23 protein-coding genes are annotated in these 26497 nt (G+C 34.0%); 9 read left to right on the top strand and 14 right to left on the bottom strand.

Annotated features, from left to right (window positions below; translation table 11 throughout):
• Positions 1-19 precede the first annotated feature (19 nt).
• The 5 genes from ACYSNX_RS07960 (at position 20) to ACYSNX_RS07980 (ending at position 8146) form a co-directional block, all read left to right on the top strand.
• On the top strand, positions 20-2422 hold the full coding sequence (locus ACYSNX_RS07960) for a 3-hydroxyacyl-CoA dehydrogenase/enoyl-CoA hydratase family protein (RefSeq protein WP_461754148.1): 2403 nt from the start codon (positions 20-22) through the stop codon (positions 2420-2422).
• Between the two features lie 24 nt (positions 2423-2446).
• Complete coding sequence (locus ACYSNX_RS07965; protein ID WP_461754149.1) at positions 2447-3628, top strand: acetyl-CoA C-acyltransferase; 1182 nt, start codon at positions 2447-2449, stop codon at positions 3626-3628.
• Between the two features lie 54 nt (positions 3629-3682).
• Entirely contained in the window at positions 3683-5476 is a 1794-nt protein-coding gene (locus tag ACYSNX_RS07970) for an acyl-CoA dehydrogenase family protein (protein ID WP_461754150.1), read from the top strand.
• 359 nt (positions 5477-5835) lie between these two features.
• Complete coding sequence (locus ACYSNX_RS07975) at positions 5836-6957, top strand: porin (protein ID WP_461754151.1); 1122 nt, start codon at positions 5836-5838, stop codon at positions 6955-6957.
• Positions 6958-7285: 328 nt separating this feature from the next.
• Complete coding sequence (locus tag ACYSNX_RS07980; RefSeq protein ID WP_461754152.1) at positions 7286-8146, top strand: helix-turn-helix domain-containing protein; 861 nt, start codon at positions 7286-7288, stop codon at positions 8144-8146.
• A gap of 62 nt (positions 8147-8208) precedes the next feature.
• On the opposite strand, the gene ACYSNX_RS07985 is transcribed toward ACYSNX_RS07980, so the two are convergent.
• From ACYSNX_RS07985 to ACYSNX_RS08000, 4 genes are all read right to left on the bottom strand, one after another.
• Entirely contained in the window at positions 8209-9249 is a 1041-nt protein-coding gene (locus tag ACYSNX_RS07985) for an o-succinylbenzoate synthase (RefSeq protein ID WP_461754153.1), read from the bottom strand.
• A gap of 7 nt (positions 9250-9256) precedes the next feature.
• Complete coding sequence (locus ACYSNX_RS07990) at positions 9257-9943, bottom strand: metal-dependent hydrolase (protein WP_461754154.1); 687 nt, start codon at positions 9941-9943, stop codon at positions 9257-9259.
• A 13-nt stretch (positions 9944-9956) separates the two neighbouring features.
• The gene (gene menA / locus ACYSNX_RS07995; RefSeq protein WP_461754155.1) at positions 9957-10868 is read right to left on the bottom strand and encodes a 1,4-dihydroxy-2-naphthoate octaprenyltransferase; all 912 of its coding nucleotides are present in this window, start codon (positions 10866-10868) and stop codon (positions 9957-9959) included.
• 1255 nt (positions 10869-12123) lie between these two features.
• Positions 12124-12963 (bottom strand): 1,4-dihydroxy-2-naphthoyl-CoA synthase, encoded by an 840-nt coding sequence (locus ACYSNX_RS08000; RefSeq protein WP_461754156.1) that lies wholly within the window; start codon positions 12961-12963, stop codon positions 12124-12126.
• 72 nt (positions 12964-13035) lie between these two features.
• On the opposite strand from ACYSNX_RS08000, the gene ACYSNX_RS08005 reads away from it, so the two are divergent.
• Positions 13036-14151 carry a C1 family peptidase gene (locus ACYSNX_RS08005; RefSeq protein WP_461754157.1) on the top strand — a complete coding sequence of 372 codons (1116 nt, stop codon included), beginning with the start codon at positions 13036-13038 and terminating at the stop codon, positions 14149-14151.
• 59 nt (positions 14152-14210) lie between these two features.
• Positions 14211-15395 carry a serine hydrolase domain-containing protein gene (locus ACYSNX_RS08010; protein ID WP_461754158.1) on the top strand — a complete coding sequence of 395 codons (1185 nt, stop codon included), beginning with the start codon at positions 14211-14213 and terminating at the stop codon, positions 15393-15395.
• Between the two features lie 117 nt (positions 15396-15512).
• On the opposite strand, the gene ACYSNX_RS08015 is transcribed toward ACYSNX_RS08010, so the two are convergent.
• The 7 genes from ACYSNX_RS08015 to ACYSNX_RS08045 all read right to left on the bottom strand — a co-directional run bounded on the left by ACYSNX_RS08015 (position 15513) and on the right by ACYSNX_RS08045 (position 20788).
• Complete coding sequence (locus ACYSNX_RS08015) at positions 15513-15887, bottom strand: DUF3037 domain-containing protein (protein WP_461754159.1); 375 nt, start codon at positions 15885-15887, stop codon at positions 15513-15515.
• Positions 15874-16668 (bottom strand): HipA family kinase, encoded by a 795-nt coding sequence (locus tag ACYSNX_RS08020; RefSeq protein WP_461754160.1) that lies wholly within the window; start codon positions 16666-16668, stop codon positions 15874-15876. The genes ACYSNX_RS08015 and ACYSNX_RS08020 overlap by 14 nt, the downstream gene beginning before the upstream one ends.
• A gap of 126 nt (positions 16669-16794) precedes the next feature.
• Positions 16795-17328, bottom strand: coding sequence for a DNA-3-methyladenine glycosylase I (locus tag ACYSNX_RS08025; RefSeq protein ID WP_461754161.1), 534 nt, complete (start codon positions 17326-17328; stop codon positions 16795-16797).
• Position 17329: 1 nt separating this feature from the next.
• Positions 17330-17728 carry a hypothetical protein gene (locus ACYSNX_RS08030; protein ID WP_461754162.1) on the bottom strand — a complete coding sequence of 133 codons (399 nt, stop codon included), beginning with the start codon at positions 17726-17728 and terminating at the stop codon, positions 17330-17332.
• Positions 17729-17924: 196 nt separating this feature from the next.
• Complete coding sequence (lpdA, locus tag ACYSNX_RS08035; protein WP_461754163.1) at positions 17925-19328, bottom strand: dihydrolipoyl dehydrogenase; 1404 nt, start codon at positions 19326-19328, stop codon at positions 17925-17927.
• A 106-nt stretch (positions 19329-19434) separates the two neighbouring features.
• Entirely contained in the window at positions 19435-20313 is an 879-nt protein-coding gene (locus ACYSNX_RS08040; protein ID WP_461754164.1) for a diacylglycerol/lipid kinase family protein, read from the bottom strand.
• Between the two features lie 166 nt (positions 20314-20479).
• Positions 20480-20788, bottom strand: coding sequence for a rhodanese-like domain-containing protein (locus tag ACYSNX_RS08045; protein WP_461754170.1), 309 nt, complete (start codon positions 20786-20788; stop codon positions 20480-20482).
• Positions 20789-20891: 103 nt separating this feature from the next.
• Between ACYSNX_RS08045 and ACYSNX_RS08050 the strand changes: the two genes are divergently transcribed.
• Positions 20892-21554 (top strand): thiamine diphosphokinase, encoded by a 663-nt coding sequence (locus ACYSNX_RS08050; RefSeq protein WP_461754165.1) that lies wholly within the window; start codon positions 20892-20894, stop codon positions 21552-21554.
• A 53-nt stretch (positions 21555-21607) separates the two neighbouring features.
• On the opposite strand, the gene ACYSNX_RS08055 is transcribed toward ACYSNX_RS08050, so the two are convergent.
• From ACYSNX_RS08055 to rocD, 3 genes are all read right to left on the bottom strand, one after another.
• Entirely contained in the window at positions 21608-22186 is a 579-nt protein-coding gene (locus ACYSNX_RS08055) for a hypothetical protein (RefSeq protein WP_461754166.1), read from the bottom strand.
• Between the two features lie 66 nt (positions 22187-22252).
• Positions 22253-22792, bottom strand: a complete 540-nt coding sequence (locus tag ACYSNX_RS08060) for a hypothetical protein (protein ID WP_461754167.1) — start codon at positions 22790-22792, stop codon at positions 22253-22255.
• Between the two features lie 550 nt (positions 22793-23342).
• The gene (gene rocD / locus ACYSNX_RS08065; RefSeq protein WP_461754168.1) at positions 23343-24584 is read right to left on the bottom strand and encodes an ornithine--oxo-acid transaminase; all 1242 of its coding nucleotides are present in this window, start codon (positions 24582-24584) and stop codon (positions 23343-23345) included.
• 354 nt (positions 24585-24938) lie between these two features.
• On the opposite strand from rocD, the gene rlmD reads away from it, so the two are divergent.
• A complete protein-coding gene (gene rlmD / locus ACYSNX_RS08070) occupies positions 24939-26351 on the top strand; it encodes a 23S rRNA (uracil(1939)-C(5))-methyltransferase RlmD (RefSeq protein WP_461754169.1) in 1413 nt (470 codons plus the stop codon).
• Positions 26352-26497: the final 146 nt, after the last annotated feature.

Here is a 26497-nt window from a genome sequence, read left to right on the forward strand (position 1 = left end):
ACCAAACCAACCATAAAGTATGAAAAGAATTATTAAAAAAGTTGCTGTAATAGGATCCGGAGTTATGGGATCAGCTATTGCTTGTCACTTTGCCAATATTGGATTACAGGTATTGCTCTTAGACATTGTCGGGGATTCCCTAAGCGAAGAACAGCAAAAAAAGGGTCTTACTCTACAAGACAAAGCCTTTAGAGATAGTATTGCTCAAACTCACTTAGCTAATGCTTTACGTTCTAAACCCTCTCCTATTTACGATCAAAAGTTTGCCCAAAGAATCACTACAGGGAATATGGAAGATGATCTTGGATTAATAAAAGATTGTGATTGGATTATTGAGGTAGTTGTTGAACGACTAGATATAAAACAATCTGTTTTTGAAAAAATAGAAAAATACAGAAAACCAGGTACATTAATTACCTCTAATACCTCTGGTATTCCTATCCATTTAATGGCACAGGGCAGAAGTGAAGACTTCCAAGCTCATTTTTGTGGAACTCACTTTTTTAACCCTCCAAGGTATTTAGAGTTATTTGAAATTATCCCTGGGCCTAATACAAATAAAGAAGTAATTGAGTTTTTTGAAAACTATTCTAGTTTATATTTAGGTAAAACACCGGTATTATGTAAGGATACTCCTGGTTTTATTGGAAATAGAATTGGGGTATATTCCATGGCAATGGTAATGCAATTAGCCCAAGAACTTGGCCTTACAATTGAACAGGCCGATAGTTTAACGGGTTCTATCTTAGGTAGACCAAAAACAGGAACCTTTAAACTTGCCGATTTAGTTGGATTAGACACTGCATATAATGTAACTAAGGGGCTTAAACAAAACTGCCCTAATGATACCATGATTGCCCAGCTAAAAGACAGTAAGGTATTAGACTTTTTATTGGAAAATAAATTCTTAGGAGATAAAACTAAAAAAGGTTTCTATTATAAGACCATCAATGACAAGGGAGAAACCCTTCGATATGCTCTTGATTTAGACACCTTAGAATACCGTCCTATACAAAGAGCTAATTTAAGTGTTTTACAAGCTGCTTCTCAAGTATCTGGTACAAAAGCGAAAATCGGAGTTCTACTACAGGATCAAAGCTCTGCAGGAGAATTTATCCAAAAACACTTAGGGAGTCTTTTCTCTTATGTAAGTCAAAGGGTACCGGAAATTAGCGATAATCTTTATGCCATTGACAATGCCATACGCACAGGTTACGCTTGGGCAAATGGACCTTTCCAAACTTGGGATTTAATCGGAGTAGAAAAAGGCGCACAATTGGCTAAAAAACACGGCTACACAATTCCACCTTGGATAGAGGTAATGATTGCCAATGGCAATCAAAGCTTTTATAAGGTAGAAAATGGTAAAGCGCTTTTTTATGATCAAATTACTAAAGAGTACAAAGCTATACCAGGGCAAGAGAACTTTATTATTCTAAAAAATCTAAAACAAAATACCATTTGGTCTAATAAAGAAGCTTCTATTATTGATTTAGGTGATGGTATTATTAACCTAGAGTTCCATTCTAAAATGAACACCATTGGTGGTGGAGTTTTACAAGGATTAAATAAGGCTATTACTTTGGCCGAAGAACAGTACCAAGGATTGGTTGTTGCCAACCAAGGAAGTAACTACTCTGTGGGGGCCAACTTAATGATGATTTTCATGATGGCTGCAGAGCAAGATTGGGAAGAACTCAACTTAGCAATTAAAACCTTCCAAGATACTATGATGCGTATGCGCTATAGTGCTATACCTACTGTCGCTGCTCCTTTTGGGATGAGTTTTGGAGGTGGATGTGAATTAAGTCTTCATGCCGATAAAGTAGTAGCTTCGGCCGAGACTTATATTGGATTGGTTGAGTTTGGGGTTGGTTTAATCCCAGGAGGTGGAGGTTCCAAAGAGATGAGTCTTCGCGCTTCAGATTTATATCGCAAGAACGATGTAGAGTTAAACGTTTTACAAGAAAATTTCTTAACTATTGCAATGGCTAAAGTGGCTACCTCAGCCTATGAAGCTTATGATCTTAATTTATTACAAAAAAACAAGGACATAGTGGTAGTTAATAAAAACCTTCTTATTACTCAAGCGAAAGAAGAAGCCTTACTTATGGCCAAACGCGGGTATACTCAACCAATTAGAACAAATAACGTAAAAGTGTTAGGCCAACAAGCCCTTGGAATGTTCTTAGTGGGTACCGATAGTATGATGGCTGGTCACTATATCTCCGAACATGATAGAAAAATTGCCAATAAGTTAGCTTATGTTATGGCTGGTGGAGACTTATCTCAACCAACTTATGTAAGTGAGCAATATTTATTGGATTTAGAAAGAGAAGCTTTTCTTTCGCTTTGTGGAGAGAGAAAGACTTTGGAAAGAATCCAGCATATGCTAAAAACGGGTAAACCACTTAGAAATTAATTTAAACACTAAAATTTGTAAGACATGAATACTGCATATATAGTAAAAGGATATAGAACGGCTGTTGGTAAAGCTCCTAAAGGAGTCTTTAGCTTTAAAAGGCCTGATGAATTAGCAGCCGAGACCATTGAATACTTAATGAGTCAATTACCTGAATTTGACAAAAAGCGAATTGATGATGTAATGGTTGGAAATGCTATGCCCGAAGCCGAACAAGGACTAAACATGGGAAGATTAGTTTCTTTAATGGGACTAAAGGTCGATGATGTACCTGGAGTTACAGTAAATAGATATTGCGCCTCAGGATTGGAAACTATTGCAATGGCAGTTGCAAAAATACAATCTGGTATGGCTCAATGTATTATCGCTGGAGGCGCAGAAAGTATGAGTTTCATTCCTATGGGAGGGTATAAACCTACGCCTGATTATAAAGTTGCCAAACAAGGTCATGAGGATTACTACTGGGGAATGGGCTTAACGGCTGAGGCAGTAGCCAATGAGTTTAAAGTTTCTAGAGAAGACCAAGATAGATTTGCTTTTGAATCGCATCAAAAAGCACTCAAGGCACAAAAAGAAGGAAAGTTTGACCAGCAAATTGTACCTATTAAGATACATGAGGTCTTTGTGAATGAGAAAGGTAAAAAACAATCCAAAGATTACCAAGTTACCTTGGACCAAGGACCAAGAAAAGAAACTTCCCTAGAGGCTTTAGCCAAATTACGTCCAGTATTTGCTTTAAACGGTAGTGTTACAGCCGGTAACTCTTCTCAAATGAGCGATGGTGCTAGCTTTGTTATGGTAATGTCTGAGCAAATGGTCAAAGAACTAAATATTGAACCTATTGCTAGAATGGTAAGCTACGCAGCAAGTGGTGTAGAACCGCGTATTATGGGAATCGGGCCAGTTAAAGCCATTCCTAAGGCATTACAACAAGCGGGATTAAACCTAAAGGACATCGAGCTTATAGAATTAAACGAAGCCTTTGCAGCTCAAAGCTTAGCTGTGATAAGAGAGTTAGATATTAACCCTGAAATAGTAAATGTAAATGGTGGTGCTATTGCCCTTGGACACCCACTAGGATGTACAGGAGCTAAACTATCGGTACAACTATTTGATGAAATGAAAAGAAGAGGCAATAAATACGGCCTTGTTAGTATGTGTGTGGGTACGGGTCAAGGAGCCGCAGGTATCTACGAAATATTATAAACCAAAACCATTTAACCAAAACCAACTATTAATTAACCAAAAAACCGCAAACAAATGAATACAGATATAACAAGAGGTGGTCAGTTTTTAATTAAGCAAACCCCAAGTGAGGCTATTTTCACACCAGAACAATTTACCCAGGAGCAATTAATGATGCGAGATATGGTAAAGGAATTTATCGACAAGCAAATCTGGCCTAATAAAGCTAGATTTGAAAATAAAGATTATGCCTTTACCAAGGAATGTATGCAAAAGGCGGGAGAATTAGGCCTTTTAGGAGTGGCTGTTCCAGAAGAATTTGGTGGATTAGGCATGGGATTTGTATCCACGATGCTAGTATGTGACTACATCTCTGGAGCAACTGGATCTTTTTCTACTGCCTTTGGGGCGCATACTGGAATTGGGACTATGCCAATTACTTTGTATGGAAACCAGGCACAAAAAGAGAAATACGTTCCTAAGCTTGCCTCAGGAGAGTGGTTTGGAGCCTACTGTTTAACTGAACCAGATGCTGGTTCGGATGCAAATAGTGGGAAAACAAAAGCAGTTTTATCCGCAGATGGAAAATATTATGAAATTACCGGACAAAAGATGTGGATTTCCAATGCAGGTTTTTGCAATCTTTTTATAGTATTTGCACGTATCGAAGACGACAAGAACATTACTGGCTTTATTGTAGAGAATGATCCCAGCAATGGTATTACATTAGGAGAAGAAGAGCATAAGCTTGGTATTAGAGCCTCCTCTACCCGTCAAGTATTTTTCAATAATACAAAAGTAAGCGTAGATAATATGCTTTCAGAAAGAGGAAATGGATTCAAAATTGCAATGAATGCATTAAACGTGGGAAGAATTAAACTTGCAGCAGCATGTTTGGATTCCCAAAGACGTTTAATCAATCAAAGCATTCAATATGCCAATGAAAGAATACAGTTCAACACCCCTATTTCAAGCTTTGGTGCTATAAGAAGTAAATTAGCAGAAATGGCAACCAATGCCTATGTAGGAGAATCAGCTTGTTATAGAGCTGCAGGTGATATTCAAGCTAGAATTGAACAAAGAATTGCTCAAGGAGAGTCAGAACAACAAGCAGAATTAAAAGCAGTAGAGGAATTTGCTATTGAATGTTCTATTTTAAAAGTAGCTGTATCGGAAGATGTCCAAAACACAGCCGATGAAGGGATCCAAATCTTTGGAGGAATGGGCTTCTCAGAAGACACACCAATGGAAAGCGCTTGGAGAGATGCGAGAATTGCGCGTATATATGAAGGTACCAATGAAATCAACCGAATGTTAAGTATTGGTATGCTTATTAAAAAAGCAATGAAAGGCCATGTAGATCTTTTAGGACCTGCTATGGCTGTGGCAGATGACTTAATGAGTATCCCTAGTTTTGACACTCCTGATTATGATGAATTATTCGCCTTAGAGAAAGAAATGATTGAAAAGCTTAAAAAAGCATTTTTAATGGTTTGTGGTAGTGCAGTTCAAAAATTTGGTCCAGAATTGGAAAAACATCAAGGTCTTTTACTAAATGCCTCTGATATCATTATTGAAATTTACATGGCAGAGAGCGCTATATTACGTACAGAGAAATTAGCTAAAGAAAAAGGAGAGCAAAATGTACAAGAACAAATTGCTATGGCTAAACTATATTTATACCATGCGGTAGATATTGTTTCTTCACAGGCAAAACAAGCCATTAGTAGCTTTACCAAGGATGATGAACAACGCATCATGTTAATGGGACTTAGAAGATTCACTAAATACCCTGAATTACCTAATGTAGATGAGTTACGTGAAACAATTGCTAAAAAACTTGTGGAAAGCAATCATTACGCATTCTAGAAATAGAAACAAGAAACGTTAAAACTTTTTTAGTTTATTTACAAAGGCCACCCATTGTTTTGTTAAACATAGGTGGCCTTTTGCATTGCACCTAATCAAATTCGCATTTTATACACACCTATACTAACAAAATTTACTTAAAATTTATTTTATACTCTACATTAGTCAAAATATGTCAATCGAAAATCCAACACATTTAACGTTGTTTATTGCAATAACCTCAATAATAAACTACTTTAAAGAATTTTATATTAAATTTTAAATATTTAAATGCATATAATATGTTAATCTTGAGGAACAACTTTAAAAAACTCATAAACTTAAAATGCAAAATGTATCTTTGTATAAAATAATAAGAGATGAGAAAATTTTTAACGGCAAGTAGCATATTTTTGATGGCTTGTGCAGGTTTTGCTCAAGAACAGCAAAACGCTTTTTTTACCATTAAAGACAACCCTGTTGTTAGTGATTTTAATTTTTATTTGGATACGCGCTATGACTTAAATACAAAGTTTGGACCGCACTATGACAATACATCGGGATTTCAAGTAAATAAAACACGTATATATTTAACGACGAAAATAAAAGATAAGTTTCAGGTATTTTTACGTTATAATTTAAATGCTGCAGCGGATGCTAAAGCTTTAGAATTTGCTTTTTTAGAGTATAATATAAACGATAATTGGGCAATTTCGGCAGGACAGTTGATAACGGCTTGGGGAACCTTCGAAATTGATTACAACGGAGCAGATATTTACAACAACACCACCCTTTTAGATAATCTAGAGGTGTATTCACCTGGGGTAAATATAGCATATATGTTTAAAAATCAACGTTTTAATCTACAAGTAACTAGCGGATTTAACCAATATGCGACTCCAGAATATGTTAATAAGGCATATGCATATATGTTTTTATGGCAAGGAAGTTTCTTTCAGAACAAATTTACTACGCGCTATGGTTATGGATTAATGCAACATGATTCTTCCAAATATTACAACTGGATTACTTTAGGAAATCAATTGCGCATTGATAGATGGTTTGCCGAACTAGATTGGATCTACGGTTTTAGAAATATTAACTTTGACCCTACTTCTACTCTAACTGGCCCCTTATATGATCCTACTTATGTAAAAGAGAACGCAGTAGCACTTAGTGTAAAATACCACTTCGATAATTGGAACCCATATATAAAGGCTATTTACAACAAAAGAGATGCCTTAGATCAAGATGCAGCCTTTAGCTTACTAAGCTTGCAAGGTGCCTTTGAATACTATCCTTTTAAGAAGGATCCTTTATTTAAAGACATTAGGCTTTTTGCCGCTTATACTTATAACTTAACAACTTATAAAAAGCAAGTTGCAAACCTAGCTGATATAAACCAACATCAAGTACTTGCAGGAGTAAGATGGCTAATCCCAATTGCTAAATCTGCCGTTCAAAATAGCAACTACAAAACCGAAATAGAACCTTATTTATAAGGACAAAAGCAGTAACCTACTAAGTTACTGCTTTTTTTTTCACTTTTTCTATCTTTCCATTGTACAACTTCTTCTCAAACAAAGAGTATATTCTAACTACCTAACAATTTTGTTAAAAAAGTGAATATTATAATTTATAAACAAAATTATTTTTAAAATTATTATTATTCAATACAATTTTAAGCCCACTACTTATTAAACCACTGATTTTTTCAAAAAAAATTAGATAAAAATCAAACCATTTAAAAATAATCAGTATATTTATGTAACAAAACCCACTAAATCAGGGATTTGCTCTATTAACAACTATTAAAAGAATGGAAGTAATATGCAAAAGTATAATTATTGTGACTTAGTAGATCAAGACAATCAGGACAAGCAGTGTGTTATTATAGATCTTCAACGCCAGAGTATTCCAGGACAAGCACTAACAACACAAGGACATAAACACACATTTTATCAAATATTTTTTGTGACCTCGGGCACGGGAACTAATTTTATAGATTATAAGAATCATGAAATACAAAAAGGAGATATCTTTTTTATTGCCCCTGGCCAAATACACAAGTGGACGCTAAATAACAACACGCAGGGATTTGTGATTAATTTTAGCCAAGAATTTTTTAACTCCTTTTTAAAAGATAACAATTTTTTAGCGGAATTGGCATTTTTTAAAATAGATGGCGAACATAGCGTACTAAATGTCTCTCATAACCTATCTACCTATACCAATATATTTGAGAAAGTGTATTATGAGACTCAGCTTACAAGTGGAGGTAATAACGATTTAATTAAGGTTTACCTATTAGAGCTATTGTTATTGTGTCAAAAACAGATTAATCAGTCTAGTTCTTATGACAATAGACTATTGCAACCTAGTAATTTAGTCAAGCAATTTGAGGTATATATTGAAAAGCACTTTTACGAGTATCGATTCCCTAAGGAATACGCTCAAATGCTATATGTAACACCCAATTACTTAAATGCTGTTTGCCAAAAGGTAAAAGGTATCTCAGCAGGAGAGGTTATTCGCAATCGCATTTTACTAGAGAGTAAACGCCTTTTGGTTAATACTAACCTATCGGCAAGTGAGGTTGCCTATAAATTAAGTTTTAAGGATAACTCTTACTTTTCTCGTTTTTTTAAAAAATATGTAGGAATTTCTCCAGATGAATACAGAAGAGCATAAAACAAAAACACCCAACAACATCAAGGTTATTGGGTGTTCTTGCTATAGGAATAAATAAACAACTACTTAATCCACTGGCATTGCCATTTCGCTTTTCGATCATACCATAAAGCGCCGTTTTCCACTCTTAAACCAGAGGCAATATTATTGGTGTACAACCCACCAGTACCTAAACCTTGAGCTATAGGAATATCTAAAGTATAAGTCCATTGAGCAATAGCATTAAGCCCTATATTACTTTCTAAGGCAGAAGTAATCCAATACCCTATGTTTCTTTGTTTAGCAAGCTCTATCCACTGCATACTGCCTTTAAATCCTCCTATTAAGCTTGGTTTTAAAATGATATACTGTGGATTGATGCGATCGAGTAATGCTGCTTTTTCCTCTAGGGTAAACACCCCTATTAGCTCTTCATCTAAAGCAATAGGAATGGGAGTTTTTTCCACTAAATCCCTCATTTGCTCCCATTGTCTTGTAGCTATAGGCTGTTCAATGCTTTGAATATCGTAAACAGACAAAGCCTTTAGTTTATCAAGAGTCGTTTGATAGGTAAACCCTCCATTGGCATCTACTCTTAATTCAATCTGCTCTTTAGAGTATAAAGATCGAATATATCCAAGTAACTCTAGTTCTTTATTAAAATCAATAGCGCCAATCTTTAGTTTTACACAATTAAAGCCTTCTTGTATCTTTTGATCGATTTGCTGTTTCATAAACAAGGGATCACCCATCCAAACTAGTCCATTAATAGCGATACTGTCCTTTGCATTAGAAAAAGCGTTATCCCATAAAATAAAAGGATCATTACTTTGCAAAGATAAAAAGGCCTGTTCTAAACCAAATTGAATAGAAGGGTATTGTATTAACTCTTGCCAAAGCTGGTCCAATCCCAGGTGAATATTAGCGCAAGCCCACTTTAATTTATCCTGGTAAAAGGGGGTATCCTCCACACTTAAAGAACGCAGAATTCCACATTCTCCTATCCCTTTTTTTCCATTGGATTCCAGTACAATAAACCAAGTCTCTTTTTGCTTTAAAATTCCCCTAGAAGTTCCGGAGGGCCTTTTAAAGTCTAAGACGTATTTAAAACAAGAAGCTTTCATTTGTTTATTATACACTTAAAGAATCTCCAATTGGCAAAAGAATTAATTCTTTGGCTCTATCTAAAAAGGCTTGTTTTGCTTTTTGGTGATCTATTACTATAAAACCAAAGGTATCATAATGGTAACCTAATATCTTATCACACTGTAAAAAATCCGCCGCTACAACACCTTGGTCAATTCCCATTGTAAAATTATCTCCAATAGGTAGGATTGCTAAATCCAACTTTGTAAACATTGGAATTAGCTTCATATCCATACTAAGAGCAGTATCTCCTGCTATATAGATGCTTTTTTGGTTATGAGTTAGAATAAATCCTCCAGGCTCCCCTCCATAGGTTCCATCAGCAAAAGAACTAGAATGCACCGCTGAGGTATATTGTAATTTACCAAAATCAAATTCCCAAGCCCCTCCGTGATTCATTGGATGTGTTTTTAGACCTTTTGCGCCATAATAACCAGCTATTTCAGCATTTGATACTATAACAGCATTTGGATTAATCTCCGCTAATGTAAGAACGTCTAATACGTGATCCTCATGAGCGTGAGTAATTAAAATATAATCGGCTTTAATCTTTTCTAAATCTATTGCTTTAGCAGCCTGTAATGGGTTACCACTAATAAAAGGATCTACTACAATGTGAATATTGTCCACTTGAATGCCTAAACAAGCATGTCCATAATAGGTGATTTTCATAATAAATAAGTTTTTAAAGAATATTAGCCGCGCTAAAAAGCAGGGCAATTACAAAAGTAGATAAAGCTACTATCTTCATCTGAGAATCCAACAAATAGGCCTGTGTATTATTTTTAACAAACACCATATGCTTAATAAGTGGAATATAGGCTAAAATAAAGAAATATTGGTACAATGAAAAATCTCTGTGTATACCATAGGCCACCAAAGCCAACATAGAGAACACTACAATCCCATAATGATACCTTTTTGCATTTTGCATTCCCAACTTAACGGCTAGAGTATTTTTTCCAACTAAGCGGTCTTGCTCTAAATCTCGCATATTATTAATATTCAAAACCGCTATGGATAAATTACCAATAGCCACAGCGCATAAGACTACCCATAAATCCAAGGTTTGTCCATACAGGTAAAAGCTCCCCATTACACTAACTAAACCAAAGAAAATAAATACAAATAAATCTCCTAATCCCCTATATCCATACGCCCCTTTTCCGACCGTATATTTAATGGCTGCACCAACACAAGCCCCACCAAGAACAAAGAAGAAAACAGAGGTAAAGAAACTGTCCTTCCCAAAGGAAATATAAATTAGAATTAAAGCGCTGATAAGAGATAAAGCCGAGGTGATGATTATGCCTGTTTTCATCTGTGGAGCACTAATAGCTCCACTTTGCAAAGCCCGCATTGGACCAACCCTTGTATGATTGTCTGTGCCCTTTACTCCATCTCCATAATCGTTTGCAAAATTGGAGAGAATTTGAAGTAATAGAGTGGTCAAAATAGCAAAGCTAAAAATCCAAAAGAAATCCGCTCTTAGCCCATATAAAGGATAAGCCAAAGCAGATCCTACAATAATACCAGAAACAGATAAAGGTAAAGTACGCAGGCGAGCAGCACTCACCCATGCTTTAATAGTTTTCATAATACATACATTAACACTCCTAGGGCAAAACACCAAAGGAGAAATCTTATCAATTAAGGGGTAAAATTAACCGAAAATATTGACTTAAACATCATATTTACTAGAAATAACAAGGTGGGAAAAGCCACTAAAAAATTCATTCTCTCTTAATTGTTTGCAACAAAAAGATAAGGGGTGCAACGCAGATGCAAGTAGAAATCAAATTGTAAAACCACCTATAATTTAGCGCTTGTAAAAACTTAACAGCTCAAAAAAACAACTGATAAAAAAACCGAGGAAATCCACTTTCCTCCCCTTTAAAAATTCTATATACTGTCTTTAATAAACCTAAAAACGCAGAGTTGTAGTTATGTAAAAATGAGATATATAAAACAAGCGACAATTATAGTTAGGGAGCCTTACTTAAAGTTTTACTTTATATCACAATCCATTGTTAATATATTCTTAAAATACAAAAACAAAGACTTAATTAGCTATAACATAAAGTTATGACTGCTTATGTAAAATCTTAACTTATTCTTTTCCAATTAATTAATTAGATTTACTTAAAGTATTACTTCTCAATTATTTTGAAGTAATACTTTAGTTGAAAAATTATAAAGGAAATTAATATTTATATATAAAGATTGAAAATAGGTCATTTTATTTTAGCTAACTTTTACTATAAAGCCCTAATATATCTACACAAAGGCCGTTTAAAAGTCAACACTTTTGCTTTGAATAATCCATAGATTTAGGTGCAATAAAACAACTATCCCGTTCAATCTACTGTCCTACCCTAGAGTCTTTTTCCCATTTTTCAATGGTGAAAAAAGCTATTATAAACTCACTCCTTAACTTTGGAAAATCCTTTGGAGAACCCCCAGAGAACCCCCAGAGAACCCCAGAGAAAAACAAAGAATTTTACTTTGTAGAATTTTACTTTTAACTTCTGTACAATGGATTGTTTTTTTATAGCTAACATAAATAATCTCAAATTAAGCTTTGCTGCAAAACCAAATAAAACTCCCTTTTAATAAGTCAAGCTAAAAATAATTCGTCTTAAGTAGTTTAAAAACGCTTTAAAAAGACTTATAAGAAACCTCTTCTAAAAGCTAAATACTAGGCTATACTCCTACCTTCAATCTGGAGATAGAAAAGCAGTTAAACTGTCTTAATTGCCTTTTATTACAATCACTAAAAGGTCAAAAAAAACCACCATACAATGACTATTGTACAGTGGTTTTTCTTGTATTTTAAAACAATTTCCTCTCTATTATGGAATCCATTTTTTTGGAAAATTAGGCTTTCTTTTCTCTAAGAAAGCATTCCTTCCTTCAATAGCTTCTTCTGTCATATAAGCCAATCTTGTTGCCTCTCCTGCGAAGACTTGTTGTCCTACCATTCCATCGTCTGTTAGGTTCATTGCGAACTTCAACATCTTGATAGAAGTTGGTGATTTAGCTAATACTTCCTGAGCCCATTCATAGGCTGTGTCTTCTAATTTATCATGGTCAATTACTGCATTAACCATCCCCATTTCAAAGGCCTCCTGAGCAGAATAATTTCTACCTAAAAAGAAGATTTCTCTCGCTTTTTTTTGACCCACCATTTTAGCCAAATAAGCCGAACCATAACCGCCATCGAAACTAGTTACATCTGCGTCGGTTTGTTTAAAAATAGCATGTTCTTTACTAGCTAAAGTCATATCACAAACCACGTGAAGACTGTGTCCTCCACCAACAGCCCACCCTGGAACTACAGCTATTACCACCTTTGGCATAAAACGGATTAAACGCTGCACCTCTAAAATATTCAAACGGTGCATACCATCCTCTCCTACATATCCTTGATGACCTCTAGCTTTTTGATCTCCTCCACTACAAAAGGAATATACTCCATCTTTAGGCGATGGTCCTTCTGCAGAAAGTAAAACTACTCCAATACTAGTGTCTTCTTGTGCATCATAAAAAGCACGATATAATTCGCTAGTGGTCTTTGGTCTAAAGGCATTGCGAACTTCTGGTCTGTTAAAAGCAATACGAGCTACGCCATTACACTTTTTATAGGTAATGTCTTCAAACTCTATTGCAGTCTCCCATTGTATCTTACTCATAATCTTTTTTAATTTAGGGTAAAAATAACCTATTTTTTGCATTATATTGCAAAACCAAAACATTTTTAAATTATGAAAAAAATTATTATCTCCTTATCCTTGTTATTTATGGCTAGCGGGGCTATGGCGCAAAAGTATGACTTTAAGACTATTATCGATTTGGATGCCTATCCAGTTACTAGTCAAGGAAACACTGGTACGTGTTGGAGTTTTAGTACCTCTTCTTTTTTAGAATCGGAAATAATGCGTATTTCCAATAAGCGAATCGATTTATCGGAAATGTACAACGTACGAAACACTTATCCTAAAAAGATAGAGAACTATATCACTAGACAAAGTAAAGCGCAATTTGGAGAAGGTGGATTAGCCCATGATGTAATCAATAGCGTGAGAGATTACGGTTTAGTGCCTCAAGATGTGTATTCAGGCTACCAAGGAAGTGATACCTATAACCATAGTGAGCTTTTTAAAGCCCTACAAGGCCTTATAAACGTATATGCTAAGAATAATGGTCCTATTTCAATGAATTGGAAACCAATCTCTGAATTCATCTTAGATACCTATATGGGAGACAACCCAACAGAATTCACTTATGAAGGCACTAAATACACGCCAATGAGCTTTTTGGAAATGACGGGAATTAATCCAAATGATTATTTAACTATTACTTCCTTTGCAAATCAACAGAACTACGCTCCTTTTATTTTAAATATTCCTGATAACTTCAGCAACGGAAGCCTATACAATATGCCCTTACAAGAGTATATTGACAATATTGATTATGCTTTAGACAATGGTTTTACCCTATCTCTAGACTGTGACGTATCTGAAAAAGGATTCTCATCAAAAGAAGGAGTTGCATTTGTAGCCCTAGATCCTAAGGATAACGAAAAAGGATTAACTCAAATAATTCAAGAAAAACAAATTACACCTACTCTTCGTCTAGAGGAATTCTATAGCTATGACACCAACGATGACCACTTAATGCATATTGTAGGAAAAGTAAAAGACAAACAAGGAAATATCTACTACAAAGTAAAAAATTCTTGGGGTAGCGATCCTGACAAAGTTGGTCACCAAGGATATATCTACATGAGCTTAGCTTATTTGAAGTTAAAGTCTATTTCAGTGCTTTTACATAAAGATGGTCTTTTACCACAGACTAAAACTAATTTAAAAATTCAATAAAATTCTCTTAAACGCAAAGTAGTTCAATCATTTTGAGCTATTTTGCGTTTTTAATTATTATGAACAAAACCTATTTAATTGCTTTTAGCTTAGCTTTGAGTATCTGCCTTGTGGGGTGCAAGGACAAAGAAGTACAACTCAATGAGCAAAGTAGCGTAGAGCTAAAAGAAAGCAGAAAAGAAAAGAAAAACCCTTATATACCTGAATTCAAACCTCTTAGCTCTGAATACATAGCTGAAAAACAAATCGAAGTAGAGGAGTTTTATTTAAAGAACATTAAAAAATCCGGTTATACAGGAAGCTTTTTAGTAGCTAAAAACGGCCAAATCATCTATGAGAATTATTCGGGTTTTGCCAATAAGAAAAACCAAGAGCTAATCGATAAAGATACACCAATACATGTAGCCTCGGTTGGAAAGGTTATTACAGCTGTTAGTATTTTGCGTTTAGTAGATGCAGGTAAAATCTCTTTAGATCAAAGTGTAGAGAGCATTATACCTGGATTTGGTAACCCTAAGATCACAGTAAGAACCTTACTTAATCACCGAAGTGGGCTAAGCTATTATGGTTATTATCAAGATATTTGGAATTTCTCTATTCCTATCACTAATAACGATGTTATAGAAGTGATAAAATCAAATAAAGTACCTTTGGCCTTTACTCCAGATACCCGCTTTACTTACAGTAATACCAATTATGTTGTTCTAGCTAGTATAGTGGAGAAGGTAACAAAGAAGAGTTTTCCATTAGCAGTGAAACAACTCATATTTGATCCCTTACAAATGAACAATAGCTTTGTGTTTGATGATTTAGACAAAAAAGACCAAGTAACCCAAAGCTATAAGAGTAATTATGCCATTATGGGATGGGATTATATGGATGCTACTTATGGGGATAAAAACATTTATTTAACCCCTAGAGACTTCTTAAAATTGGATACAGCCCTATATAGTGATGCTTTTTTAAGCCAAGATTTAAAACAGCAAATGTTTAAGGGATATAGCTATGAGAGAAAAGGAAAGAAAAATTACGGTTTAGGATTCCGCTTAATAGAAATGGATAACCAAGAGAGCTACACTTATCACAATGGTTGGTGGAGAGGTAATACCTCCTCTTATATTCGTTTAGCCAAAGATAATGTATGTATTATCCTTTTTAGCAATAAGTATTCTCAATTAACCTATAAAACAATTAGTTTATCCCATCATTTTGGGGACTACCCAGTTGGAGATATTACCATGTAATAAAAGCTTTACTAACCTTCTAATGTAGAATTATATCCAATTTTACATTAGTAGTCATTATAAACAAGACAATAAAAAACAAAAAATCACCAAAAAGACATCTTTTTGGTGATTTTTTTATAATATTAAATCTTCGAATAATAAATCGAAGGTTTTTTGTAAGTCATCACTAAGACCAACATGAGGCCTAGAGGTTTGTAAAACGGAACTCTTTACCGCACTTAACCATCTAAAACGCTCGGATACTTCTAAATAAGCAATAGGATTATTGCATTTAGCACCAGTGGCTATTTTGTGGAATGCCGCAATGTGATCCTGTAAAGCACCCGGTTGTACTTCACTTGAAAAACATTGTATCTTTTGGTCATTTAAATGAAACTTTGCCAATAAAGTCTTCTTGGATTTACAAAACAACAAAAGACCAATATTGATAAACTCTTCTCGCTCTACTCTAGGTACAAAGCGAATCACTGTATACTCATATACTTGCATCCTTTGCTTTTTTTATTTGGTTAACAAAAATATCGGAATTCTCTAGCCTTAAACTTAGAAAATCATAATAAACCTGTCTGATTTGTTCTGGTTCTAACTCACTATCCTCCCATATTAGCCAGTCTAAAGGAATACTTTGAACTACTTCTTGTAAGAAACTAGGGGTCAGCATTTTTCTAAACTTCTGATCCACTATGTCAATATCTGTTGCAAAAGGCAATAAAACATGGTCTTTTATTAAAGCAAATGGAGTTAAAGCACTTTTTTCCCAATTGGTAAAGGAATGGTGAAAGTAAAAAGAAGCACCATGGTCAATTAACCAAAGTTCATTATGCCAAATTAGCATATTTGTGTTGCGAAACGTACGATCTACGTTTGTTATAAAAGCATCCAACCATACAATTTCACTAGCTAACTGACCATCTACCTTCCAAGCTAATGGATCATAGGTAAATGCTCCAGATAAAAAGTGAAGTCCAAGGTTTAAACCTTGTGAAAACTTAAGTAAATCTTGGATTTCTTCATCTGCTTCTGTGCGGCCAAAAGCAGGATCTAAATTGGCAAAAACAAGTTCTGGTACTTTTAAAGCTAATTTATGAGCTATAAGACCTCCTAATAGCTCCGCAATTAAGGCCTTTACACCATGTCCTGCTCCTCTAAACTTTAAAACATATTTAAAGTGATCGTCAGCAAGAGCTAAAGCTGGTAAAGACCCTCCCTCTCTTAAAGCACTAATATAATGGATTACATTAACAGTTCTTAAATCAATTTGTTTAGACATAAATACTAAATTGGATTATAATAATTAGGTAGTTACCACTAAGATAGTTATTTTTAGCCTAAACCGCGGGTAACTAAAAAGGCCTCACTTTGAGTATATAGGTCTTTAAGAAACAATAGGAAAAGGCTATTTTTTTTGATCAAGTATTTTCTGATAAATACCACACTCTGGCTTATGAGCACCTTGTATATAACCAGTACTTTGTAAAAACTCCAAAACAATTTGGTGTCCTACAAATTTAAAATGACTTTTAAAAAGCTTAATCCATTGCAAAAGATCTAAACCAGCGTGGTGTTGTAAAAAGTTAGCAAAAGAGCCATATTGTTTTTGAAGGACTATAATTTGATTAGCATTGTATATGGCAGCTTGTATTTTGAGCTTATTGCGTATGATGCCTTTATCTTGCAAAAGAGTATCGATTTTATCCTGATCATAACTAGCTACTTTTTGAATATCAAAGCCATCATAGGCCTTGAAAAAATTCTCTTTTTTATTCAAAATAGTAGTCCAATTCAGTCCAGCTTGATTTATTTCCCAAATTAAACGTTCAAAAAGTTCTTGATCACTTGATAAAGTAAAACCATATTGATGGTCATGGTAATACTTATTAGGGTCTTTAGAATCCGCAGCTAAAGAATTTACAAAATCACAGTAATGCATATTAAATCACTCGTATTTTAGCATCGGTAAACAGTTTTTTAAAGTCTAAACGACTTTGTGGCGTCTTTAAACCATAAACCTCTCTCACCTTACCATTGTTTAATTTAATGATAGCTCTAGTACCCATCACTTTAGGCATCTTAACGTATTTGATCTCAAATTTATCAATCGTTTCTATACTTGTATTTACTAAAAAATTCTTATAGCTTAAATATAAAAACACCGCAGTAATCACAAAAAATAAGTAATCTAATTCTTTGATGTTTTGGTAATCAATAATAGTTAGCTTACCAATGGATAAAAGCAAAATAGCTACACACATAACTCTAGAACTTTGTAATCTAGCCTTGTAATTATCTTTGATTTGTACTTGCTTGGTTTGGTTGTTAAAAGTGATCATAAAAATTCTTATTGTTTATAACAAATCTACACATAATACTAAAATAAAAATGCTAATAGAATGTTAGTTTCTATTTTTTTAAAAAAATAGAAACTATTTTCTCCAGTTTGCATCACTTATCAGCTAAGAAAGAGCTTAAATAAAAAAAGCCTAAGATTTTCCTTAGGCTTTTTAAAAACTTTACGCAGTATAAAAATTATACGTGTAATGCTCTATTATCTGTCGCTGCTAAAGCAGCTTCTTTGATTGCTTCTGCAAAAGTTGGGTGAGCGTGAGACATTCTAGAAATATCCTCAGCAGATGCTCTAAACTCCATTGCTGTAACTGCCTCTGCGATTAAATCTGCAGCACGAGCTCCAACCATATGGATTCCTAATACTTCATCTGTTGTTTTATCAGCTAAAATTTTCACTAATCCATTGATATCAGCACTTGCTCTAGCACGTCCTAATGCTTTGAATGGGAAACTTCCAACTTTGTACTCTACTCCTTCTGCTTTTAATTGCTCTTCTGTTTTTCCAACAGCTGCAACCTCAGGCCAAGTATAAACTACTCCAGGAATTAAGTTATAATTAATGTGTGGTTTTTGTCCAGCTAAGTACTCAGCTACCATTACACCTTCTTCTTCTGCTTTATGTGCTAACATAGCTCCACGAACTACATCACCAATAGCGTATACGTTGCTAGCAGTAGTTTGTAAGTGATCATTCACTTCAATTTGTCCTCTTTCTGTTAATTTAATACCAGCTGCTTCAAGGTTTAATCCCTCTGTAAATGGACGACGTCCAACAGCTACTAAAGCGTAATCTCCTTCTAAAGTAACTACTTGTCCTTTTTTATCCTCTGCTGTTACTTTAACTACATCTCCTTCTCTTTCAACACCTTGAACTTTATGAGAAACGTAGAATTTCATACCTTGCTTCTTAAGAACTTTAGTTAATTCTTTAGATACAGCTGAATCCATTGTAGGTAACACTCTATCTGCATATTCTACTACAGATACTTTAGCTCCTAATCTTAAGTAAACTTGACCTAACTCTAAACCAATTACTCCACCACCAATAATAATTAAGTGTTCAGGAACTTGTTTTAATTCTAAAGCTTCTGTTGAGGTAATGATACGCTCTTTGTCAATCTTAATAAAAGGTAAAGTAGAAGGTTTACTTCCTGTAGCGATAATTGTGTGCTTAGCTTCAATTTTCTCTACTGAACCATCCTTTTGAGTAACATTTAAAGTAGTTGCATTTTCAAATGATCCAACTCCTTCAAAAACAGTAATCTTGTTTTTGTCCATTAAGAACTTAACTCCACCACATGTTTGATCTACAACAGCTTGCTTACGAGCAATCATCTTTTGTAAGTCTACATTAACCTCTCCTTTAATTTCAATTCCATGGTCTGCAAAATGAGCCATTTCCTCTACAAAGTGAGAAGATGCTAATAATGCTTTTGATGGAATACATCCTACGTTAAGACAAGTTCCCCCTAAAGTGGAATACTTTTCAATAATTGCTGTTTTAAATCCTAGTTGCGCACAACGAATTGCTGACACATATCCACCAGGTCCTGAACCAATTACTACTACGTCAAATGAATTCATACTATTTTTTTATTTTATGTTGTTATATCTAAGCTACAAAGTTACACTTTTTTATAACTTTTGTTAACTATTCCAATTAAACTTTAGTCCAAAAAGCTCTGAAAATTTAACATATTACTTTTAAAGCACCCTTTAATACTGTAATTTCAAATTTATTGCTTGCAAATACATAATATTCCCCATCTAACTGCAGTCCACATTTGCTTTGATCCAAAACCTCTACCGAAAGGTGGTCAAGTTGCAGATAGTCGGTTTTTCTAAATTTATGGGTTTTTCCTAAAAGCACATATATCCCGAAGGTAAGTTGTTTTAAGAAATTAACTTTTGGTACCATAAGATAATCTAGCAAGCCATCTTGCAAACTCGCCATGGGCGTTAGACTCATATTATACCCCATTTGATTGGAATTGGAAATAAACAGTAAAAGTGGATTAACTACTTTACTTTGTCCCTTATAGCTTACTTTTATTTGTGCAGCTTTATACTCTTTAGCAGAATCCAGTGCAGCTTTAATATAGGCAGCTAACTTCCTTTTCTGGGATTTTTCGTATTTATCAATTATGGTTGCATCTATACCAAATCCCATATTGCTAAAGAAATACTCCCCATTGACTCTCCCAACATCCATCTGAATAGATTTGGATCTAACAAGGGTAGTCATAGCTTTATCTATTTGTTTTGAAATATTTAAATTAGAAGCCAATCCATTTCCCGAGCCTACAGGAATGATACCAAATTCAATATTACTTCCTACCATTTGAGTAGCCACCTCGTGAATAGTCCCATCTCCACCACAAGCTACAATAAGATCTGCTTTGTCTAAAATAGCTTGCCTTGTTAGCTCAATGGCATGTCTTTTATACAAAGTTGGACTTAGGGTTATTTGATATTTTTCTTTATCAAAAAAGCCTTCAATATATTCTTGTGTAATGGCATGTTTTGCTTTTCCTGAGATAGGATTAACAATAAAGTGGATTTTTTTCATGAAATAGGATTATTAATAACCAAAAACTAGGGATAGCTTTTTTTATAAAATGGAAGCTTTTGGTAAAAACACCAAGACTCTATAAAAGTATTGTCAATATCCTTTATAGAGCCTATATGTTTATTATAGCTTGCTATAATTTATTTTTAAACGGACTAAAACTTTACTATACAGTTGGTCCTTCCCATTCTGTAATACCACCAAGTAAATTGAATGTTTTCTCAAAACCTAATTGTCCCATTAAAAGACAAGCTTGATTACTTCTTCCTCCAGATTTGCAGTACACATAGTAAGATTTATCCTTATCTAATTGCTCTAAAGCGTCTAAAAAGCCTTGTCCTTTGTAAATATCAATATTAATTGCATTTGGAATAGATTTCTCTTCTACTTCTTCTTGAGTACGAACGTCTAAAATTACTGCATTAGTATCTTTTTGAAGCTCTTCTAACCATTGTTCTTGAGTTAAATTCATCATCATATGTTTTTAGTTAAAGTTCAAAGATAACGCTATTCTTAAATCAAGAAAGAAAAATTATAAAAAATAAGTTTTTTATATTTGTCGTTAAAACAATTTACAAATGTCTAAATACTGTGATTTAACTCCTAAGGAATCTACTGCTTTAATTATAGCCAATGGAGCTAGTTGTTCCCAAGAGCTTCTAAAGCAAGAATTAAGCAAAGCCCACCTAGTAGTAGTCTTGGATTCTGCCATGCAAAGAGTAGCTCAAATGGGTATAAAGGCGGATGTTCTCTTGGGTGATTTCGATAGAGACTTCCAAAGTGAGCATTATTTAAAACAATACCCAAATTTAGAAATTGTAAAGGCGTTAGATCAAAATTTTACTGACTTAGAAAAGGCCTTTGATTATCTTAAAGACAAAGGTTTTGAAAAAATCAGAGTGATCTGGGCCACGGGTAAAAGAGCCGATCACACCATTAATAATATAGCCAATATTGCTCGCTATAAAAAGCATCTTCAAATTACCCTATTAGATGATTACTCTACTATTTTTGTTTTAGAAAAACACTTTGAAAAATATTATCAAAAAAACACTATACTTTCTTTAATACCCATTACACAAGTTAGCGGAATATACAGTAGAAATCTACAGTACCCTTTGAATAATAACACACTAATTTTAGGATACCAAAACGGAACTAGTAATGCAGTATTAAAAGATGGGATGGTTAAAATCACTCATGAAAATGGCGATTTAATACTAATGGAATCTTATGAATAAAAAAGCCAGCTAAATTTAGCTGGCTCTTCTATTTATAAAGCAATTAAACTCTGTTATTTACCTAAGAAAATTTGGAATCCTACAGCAAGTCCTAATCCGCTTTGCTTCTCTACAGAGGCCAAGTTACTTTTACTGTAGTTGTATCCAACTAATGCCTCTAAAGCAACACTTCTACTAACAAAGTGAGAATATCCAGCATTTACTCCAAAAGCGAAAGAAGTTTCACTTCCATTTCCTTTTTGATCAAAACCTGTAACTCCAATTGAACCTTGTCCAAAGAAACGTCCTGTTTCACTAGCTCCTTCTGGGAAGTAATATCTAGCAAATGGCATCACAGTATAATTCCATATGTTTTTTTCATGTTTAACCGTTTGGAATCCTGCTCCAATTTGCATACCTACAGCAACACCGTCACTGATGAAGTATCCAGCTGTTGGCAAAACATTAATGTTAAATGTCTTTTGCTCAAAGCTATAACCTAAAGATCCGATAGATCCTCCAACCATCCAGTTACCTTTTTGAATAGGTGTAGCCCCTACTTTTTCAGATAATTTTGGTTTTTCAACTGTTTGTGCGTTCATAGTAAAAACTCCTCCTACTAATAATGCAGCTAATAATGTAATCTTTTTCATAGTTTATTTAAATTAAAATTAAATACAATTTTTAAATCAGGGATTGAGTTTTTTTTAAGTAAAACCCTACTTGTGTAAGAGTTTACGTTTTATAGCTAGAAAGTCCTCATTTGTCTTTATTAACTGATCAATGATGAGTTCCTGAGCCTGATCAAAGGTATAATTATCAATGTATTTATACCATGTATCTTTTTGTAATATCTCTCTAATTTTAGCTATTCGTTTACTAGTGGCTGAAGCATTTCTCACTACTCCATCAAAGTGCGGTAGTTGAGATTTATGTGCAAAATCAACACTTGCGTTTTGTTTATCATATATAATTATAAAGAGATCATCTTTTTCATTATTAGGGTAAAAATCCTCCCATTTTGCATAACCTAAATAATAACCATTATTATTCTTTTGCTCCATTCTAAGTCGCCATCTACAATTGGCTGCTCTTCCCCAATGATTAGAATACCTATAAAGGCCTTCTTTTTCAAAATAATATTCACTCCCTGCTTTACTTTTATAATCAGGCTTTCTTCCTGTTATACTTTGCATTTCAACTAATTGCCAATCACAAAAAGTATGTTTAAAAAAATTAAACTTACTGTACTTCTTCATCTGCTTCTAACTGCTCTTTGATGGGTAATAATCTCTATTTTTAGTTATTTTAACTCCTTATAACCAATTTACACCTCTTTATACCCTAATAGTTTGTATAACAAAATTCTTAGGTTTTATACATATAAAGACTTAATTATAATCAAGTATTCCTTAAACAAGAAAAGCGTATTGTAGATTTCTATTTCTAAAGTTCTACCTTTTAAAACCACTTTACGAATCAATAACTAAAAGAGCTTTTTCACTCATTTTAAACTTTAGCTCACTTTTGGCCAATCATTTCTGTTAAATAACAAAAATTAACCTTGAATACCATTGCGAAAATACGGATAATCTACTTTATAAAAAAGAAAAAACACATTTAATTTCTTTTATACCATATAGTACTTCAGTATAATAAAAGAACGTCCATATTTAATTCATCTGCTTTAATTAACATATTTGAAGTAATAAGAAAGTGTTTCTTTTTTAATGTATAAAAAAACACTTTCTTTATTGTATTTGTTAGGTAATACCATCTATTATTTAAGTACCATAAAAACCTAACTATCTATTTTTCAAACTCTTTTAAAGTATTTTTAATAATTTCCACACACTCTAACAACTCCTTTTTTGTAATTACAAGTGGAGGTGCGAATCGAATTATATTACCATGGGTTGGTTTTGCTAAAAGACCATGATCTCTTAATCGCAAACAAATATTCCATGCAGTGTCACTTGTTGGAGTATCGTTAATTAAAATAGCATTTAAAAGACCTTTCCCTCTAACTTTACTACAAATAGTACTGTTTTGTATATACTCATTTAGCTCATTTCTAAAAAGTTCTCCTAAATCATAAGCGTTTTGAGCTAGGTCTTCTTTTATAACTACTTCTAAGGCCGCCTGAGCAACTGCTGCTGCAATAGGGTTACCTCCAAAAGTTGATCCATGTTGACCTGGCTGAATTACTTCCATTATTGGATTATTAGCTAATACAGCTGATATTGGGTATGCTCCACCTGATAAGGCTTTACCCAAAATCAGTATATCGGCAGTGACATTTTCATGATCAATGGCTAACATCTTACCTGTTCTGGCAATTCCTGTTTGAACCTCATCAGCAATAAATAGAATATTGTACTTCTCACACAACTGCTTTGCCTTTGCTAAATACCCATTATCTGGAACAAAAACCCCTGCTTCTCCTTGTATTGGCTCCACTAAAAACCCTGCAATAGTTGCATGGTTATCTTTAAACACCTTTTCTAAGGCATCTATATCATTGTATGGAACACTTATAAACCCTTGGGTATATGGCCCAAAATCTTTCTTAGCATCTGGATCATTGGAAAAGGATATAATGGTAGTTGTTCTTCCGTGGAAGTTGTTCTCACATACCACAATATTAGCACTAGAGGGAGCAATACCTTTTTTCTCATATCCCCATTTACGAGCGATTTTAAGAGCTGTTTCTACTGCTTCAGCACCAGAGTTCATTGGTAATACTTTATCAAATCCGAAAAGTTCGGTTATCCCCTTTTCATAAACTCCTAATTTATCATTATAAAATGCTCTAGAGGTTAGAGTAAGAGTATGAGCCTGATCGCACATTGCCTTAACAATATCAGGATGACAATGTCCTTGGTTAACAGCAGAGTAAGCCGACAAGAAATCAAAATATTTCTTTCCCTCTACATCCCATAGATAAACACCTTCACCTTTAGCTAAAACCACCGGCAAAGGGTGGTAATTATGGGCTCCGTGTTTGTCTTCTAATTCAATTATCTGTTGTGAATTTAACTCTTGTGACATTATATTTTGCTTTTTAATTAATTAAAAGCAAGTTAATTAAAAATACTGAATTTCTGCTAATGCCAGCCTAGAGTTTTAACTCTAAAACATAAATTTCTTCTTTGACAATGCTCTATAAGGCTAATTAAAAAACCGTTGTTAGCTTAGCTTATTTATACACCATAATTAGGACAAAGCAAAAGTAGGTTCTCTCTTGGATGTTTATTTTTGGACACCCTTAAGTATTAGAATCAATCTAAATTAAACCAATAGACCTTTAAAAAACTGAAAATCACTACAGTACAAGTGAATTAATTACATATCATTTTACATTAGCCCTATTGTTTTTACTAAAATTAGGGTTATTTTTGCCACATGAGTAGAAAAAGAACAGAAAGAATCGTATTTCAAAACGTAGAAGTCCTTGATGCAGGTGCAAAAGGCGTTTCGGTAGCTAAGGCTCCAGATGGCAAGGTAATATTTATTACCAATGTAGTTCCGGGAGATGTGGTTGATGTGCAAACTTTAAAAAAGAGAAAAGCTTTTTATGAAGGTAAAGCCATCAAATTCCACAAACTTTCTCCACATAGAATTGAGCCAGTGTGTGAGCATTTTGGTGCATGTGGTGGTTGTAAATGGCAAAACATGGATTACAACCAGCAATTATTTTTCAAAAACCAAGAGGTTTTTAATAACTTAAAGAGAATTGCTAAAGTAGAATTACCTGAATTTGAAACTATTTTAGGTTCAGAGAAAACCTTCTTTTATAGAAATAAAATGGAATTTTCTTTCTCTAACCAAAGATGGTTAACTCCAGAGGAAATTCAAAGTGGACAGGAAATTGGAAAGGCTAATGCTTTAGGATTCCATATTCCACGTATGTGGGATAAAATCCTTGACATCAATAAATGTCATTTACAACAAGATCCTTCAAATAAAATAAGAAACGAGGTTCGCGAATTTGCTAACCAAAATGACTTATCTTTTTTTAATCCACGTGATCAATATGGATTACTACGTACTTTAATGATTCGTACTACTTCTACCAATGAAATAATGGTATTAGTACAGTTCTTTGAGGATGACAAAGAAAAGCGTGAATTGCTATTAGATCACCTTAAGGTAACATTCCCGGAAATCACCTCTTTACAATATGTAGTTAATGCTAAGGCAAATGATACTATCTATGACCAGGAGGTTATTTTGTACCATGGGCGTGATTATATCTTAGAAGAAATGGAAGGTCTTAAGTTTAGTATTAATGCTAAATCTTTCTACCAAACCAACTCTGATCAGGCTTATGAATTATACAAAATCACAAGAGATTACGCTGGTTTGACTGGTAATGAATTAGTATATGACTTGTACACAGGTACTGGGACAATTGCTCAATTCGTTTCTAAACAAGCTAAAAAAGTAATTGGTGTTGAAGCAGTTCCTGAAGCAATTGAAGATGCTAAATTAAATGCACAGCGCAATAATATTGAGAACTGTGAATTCTTTGTAGGAGACATGAAAAATGTATTCAACGATGAATTTATCCAAACACACGGACATCCAGATGTTATTATCACAGACCCTCCACGTGATGGTATGCATAAAGATGTAGTAGAAATGATTCTTAAAATTGGAGCTAAAAAAGTAGTTTATGTAAGCTGTAATTCGGCTACACAGGCAAGAGACTTAGCTTTAATGGATCATAAATACAAAGTGGTTAAAGTAAGACCTGTGGACATGTTCCCACAAACTCACCACGTTGAAAACGTTGTATTATTAGAATTGAGATAATCTTTTTAAGATATATAATAATCGAGTAGGAGGCTGAAGATTATTTCTTCAGCCGACCTCTCACACCACCTGGCATACGGATCCGTACCAAGGCGGTTCTTAACTTTACGATACTTTTAAGTAGATGTCATGTATAGAAGTATAGC

Source organism: Myroides sp. LJL115 (assembly GCF_054871665.1).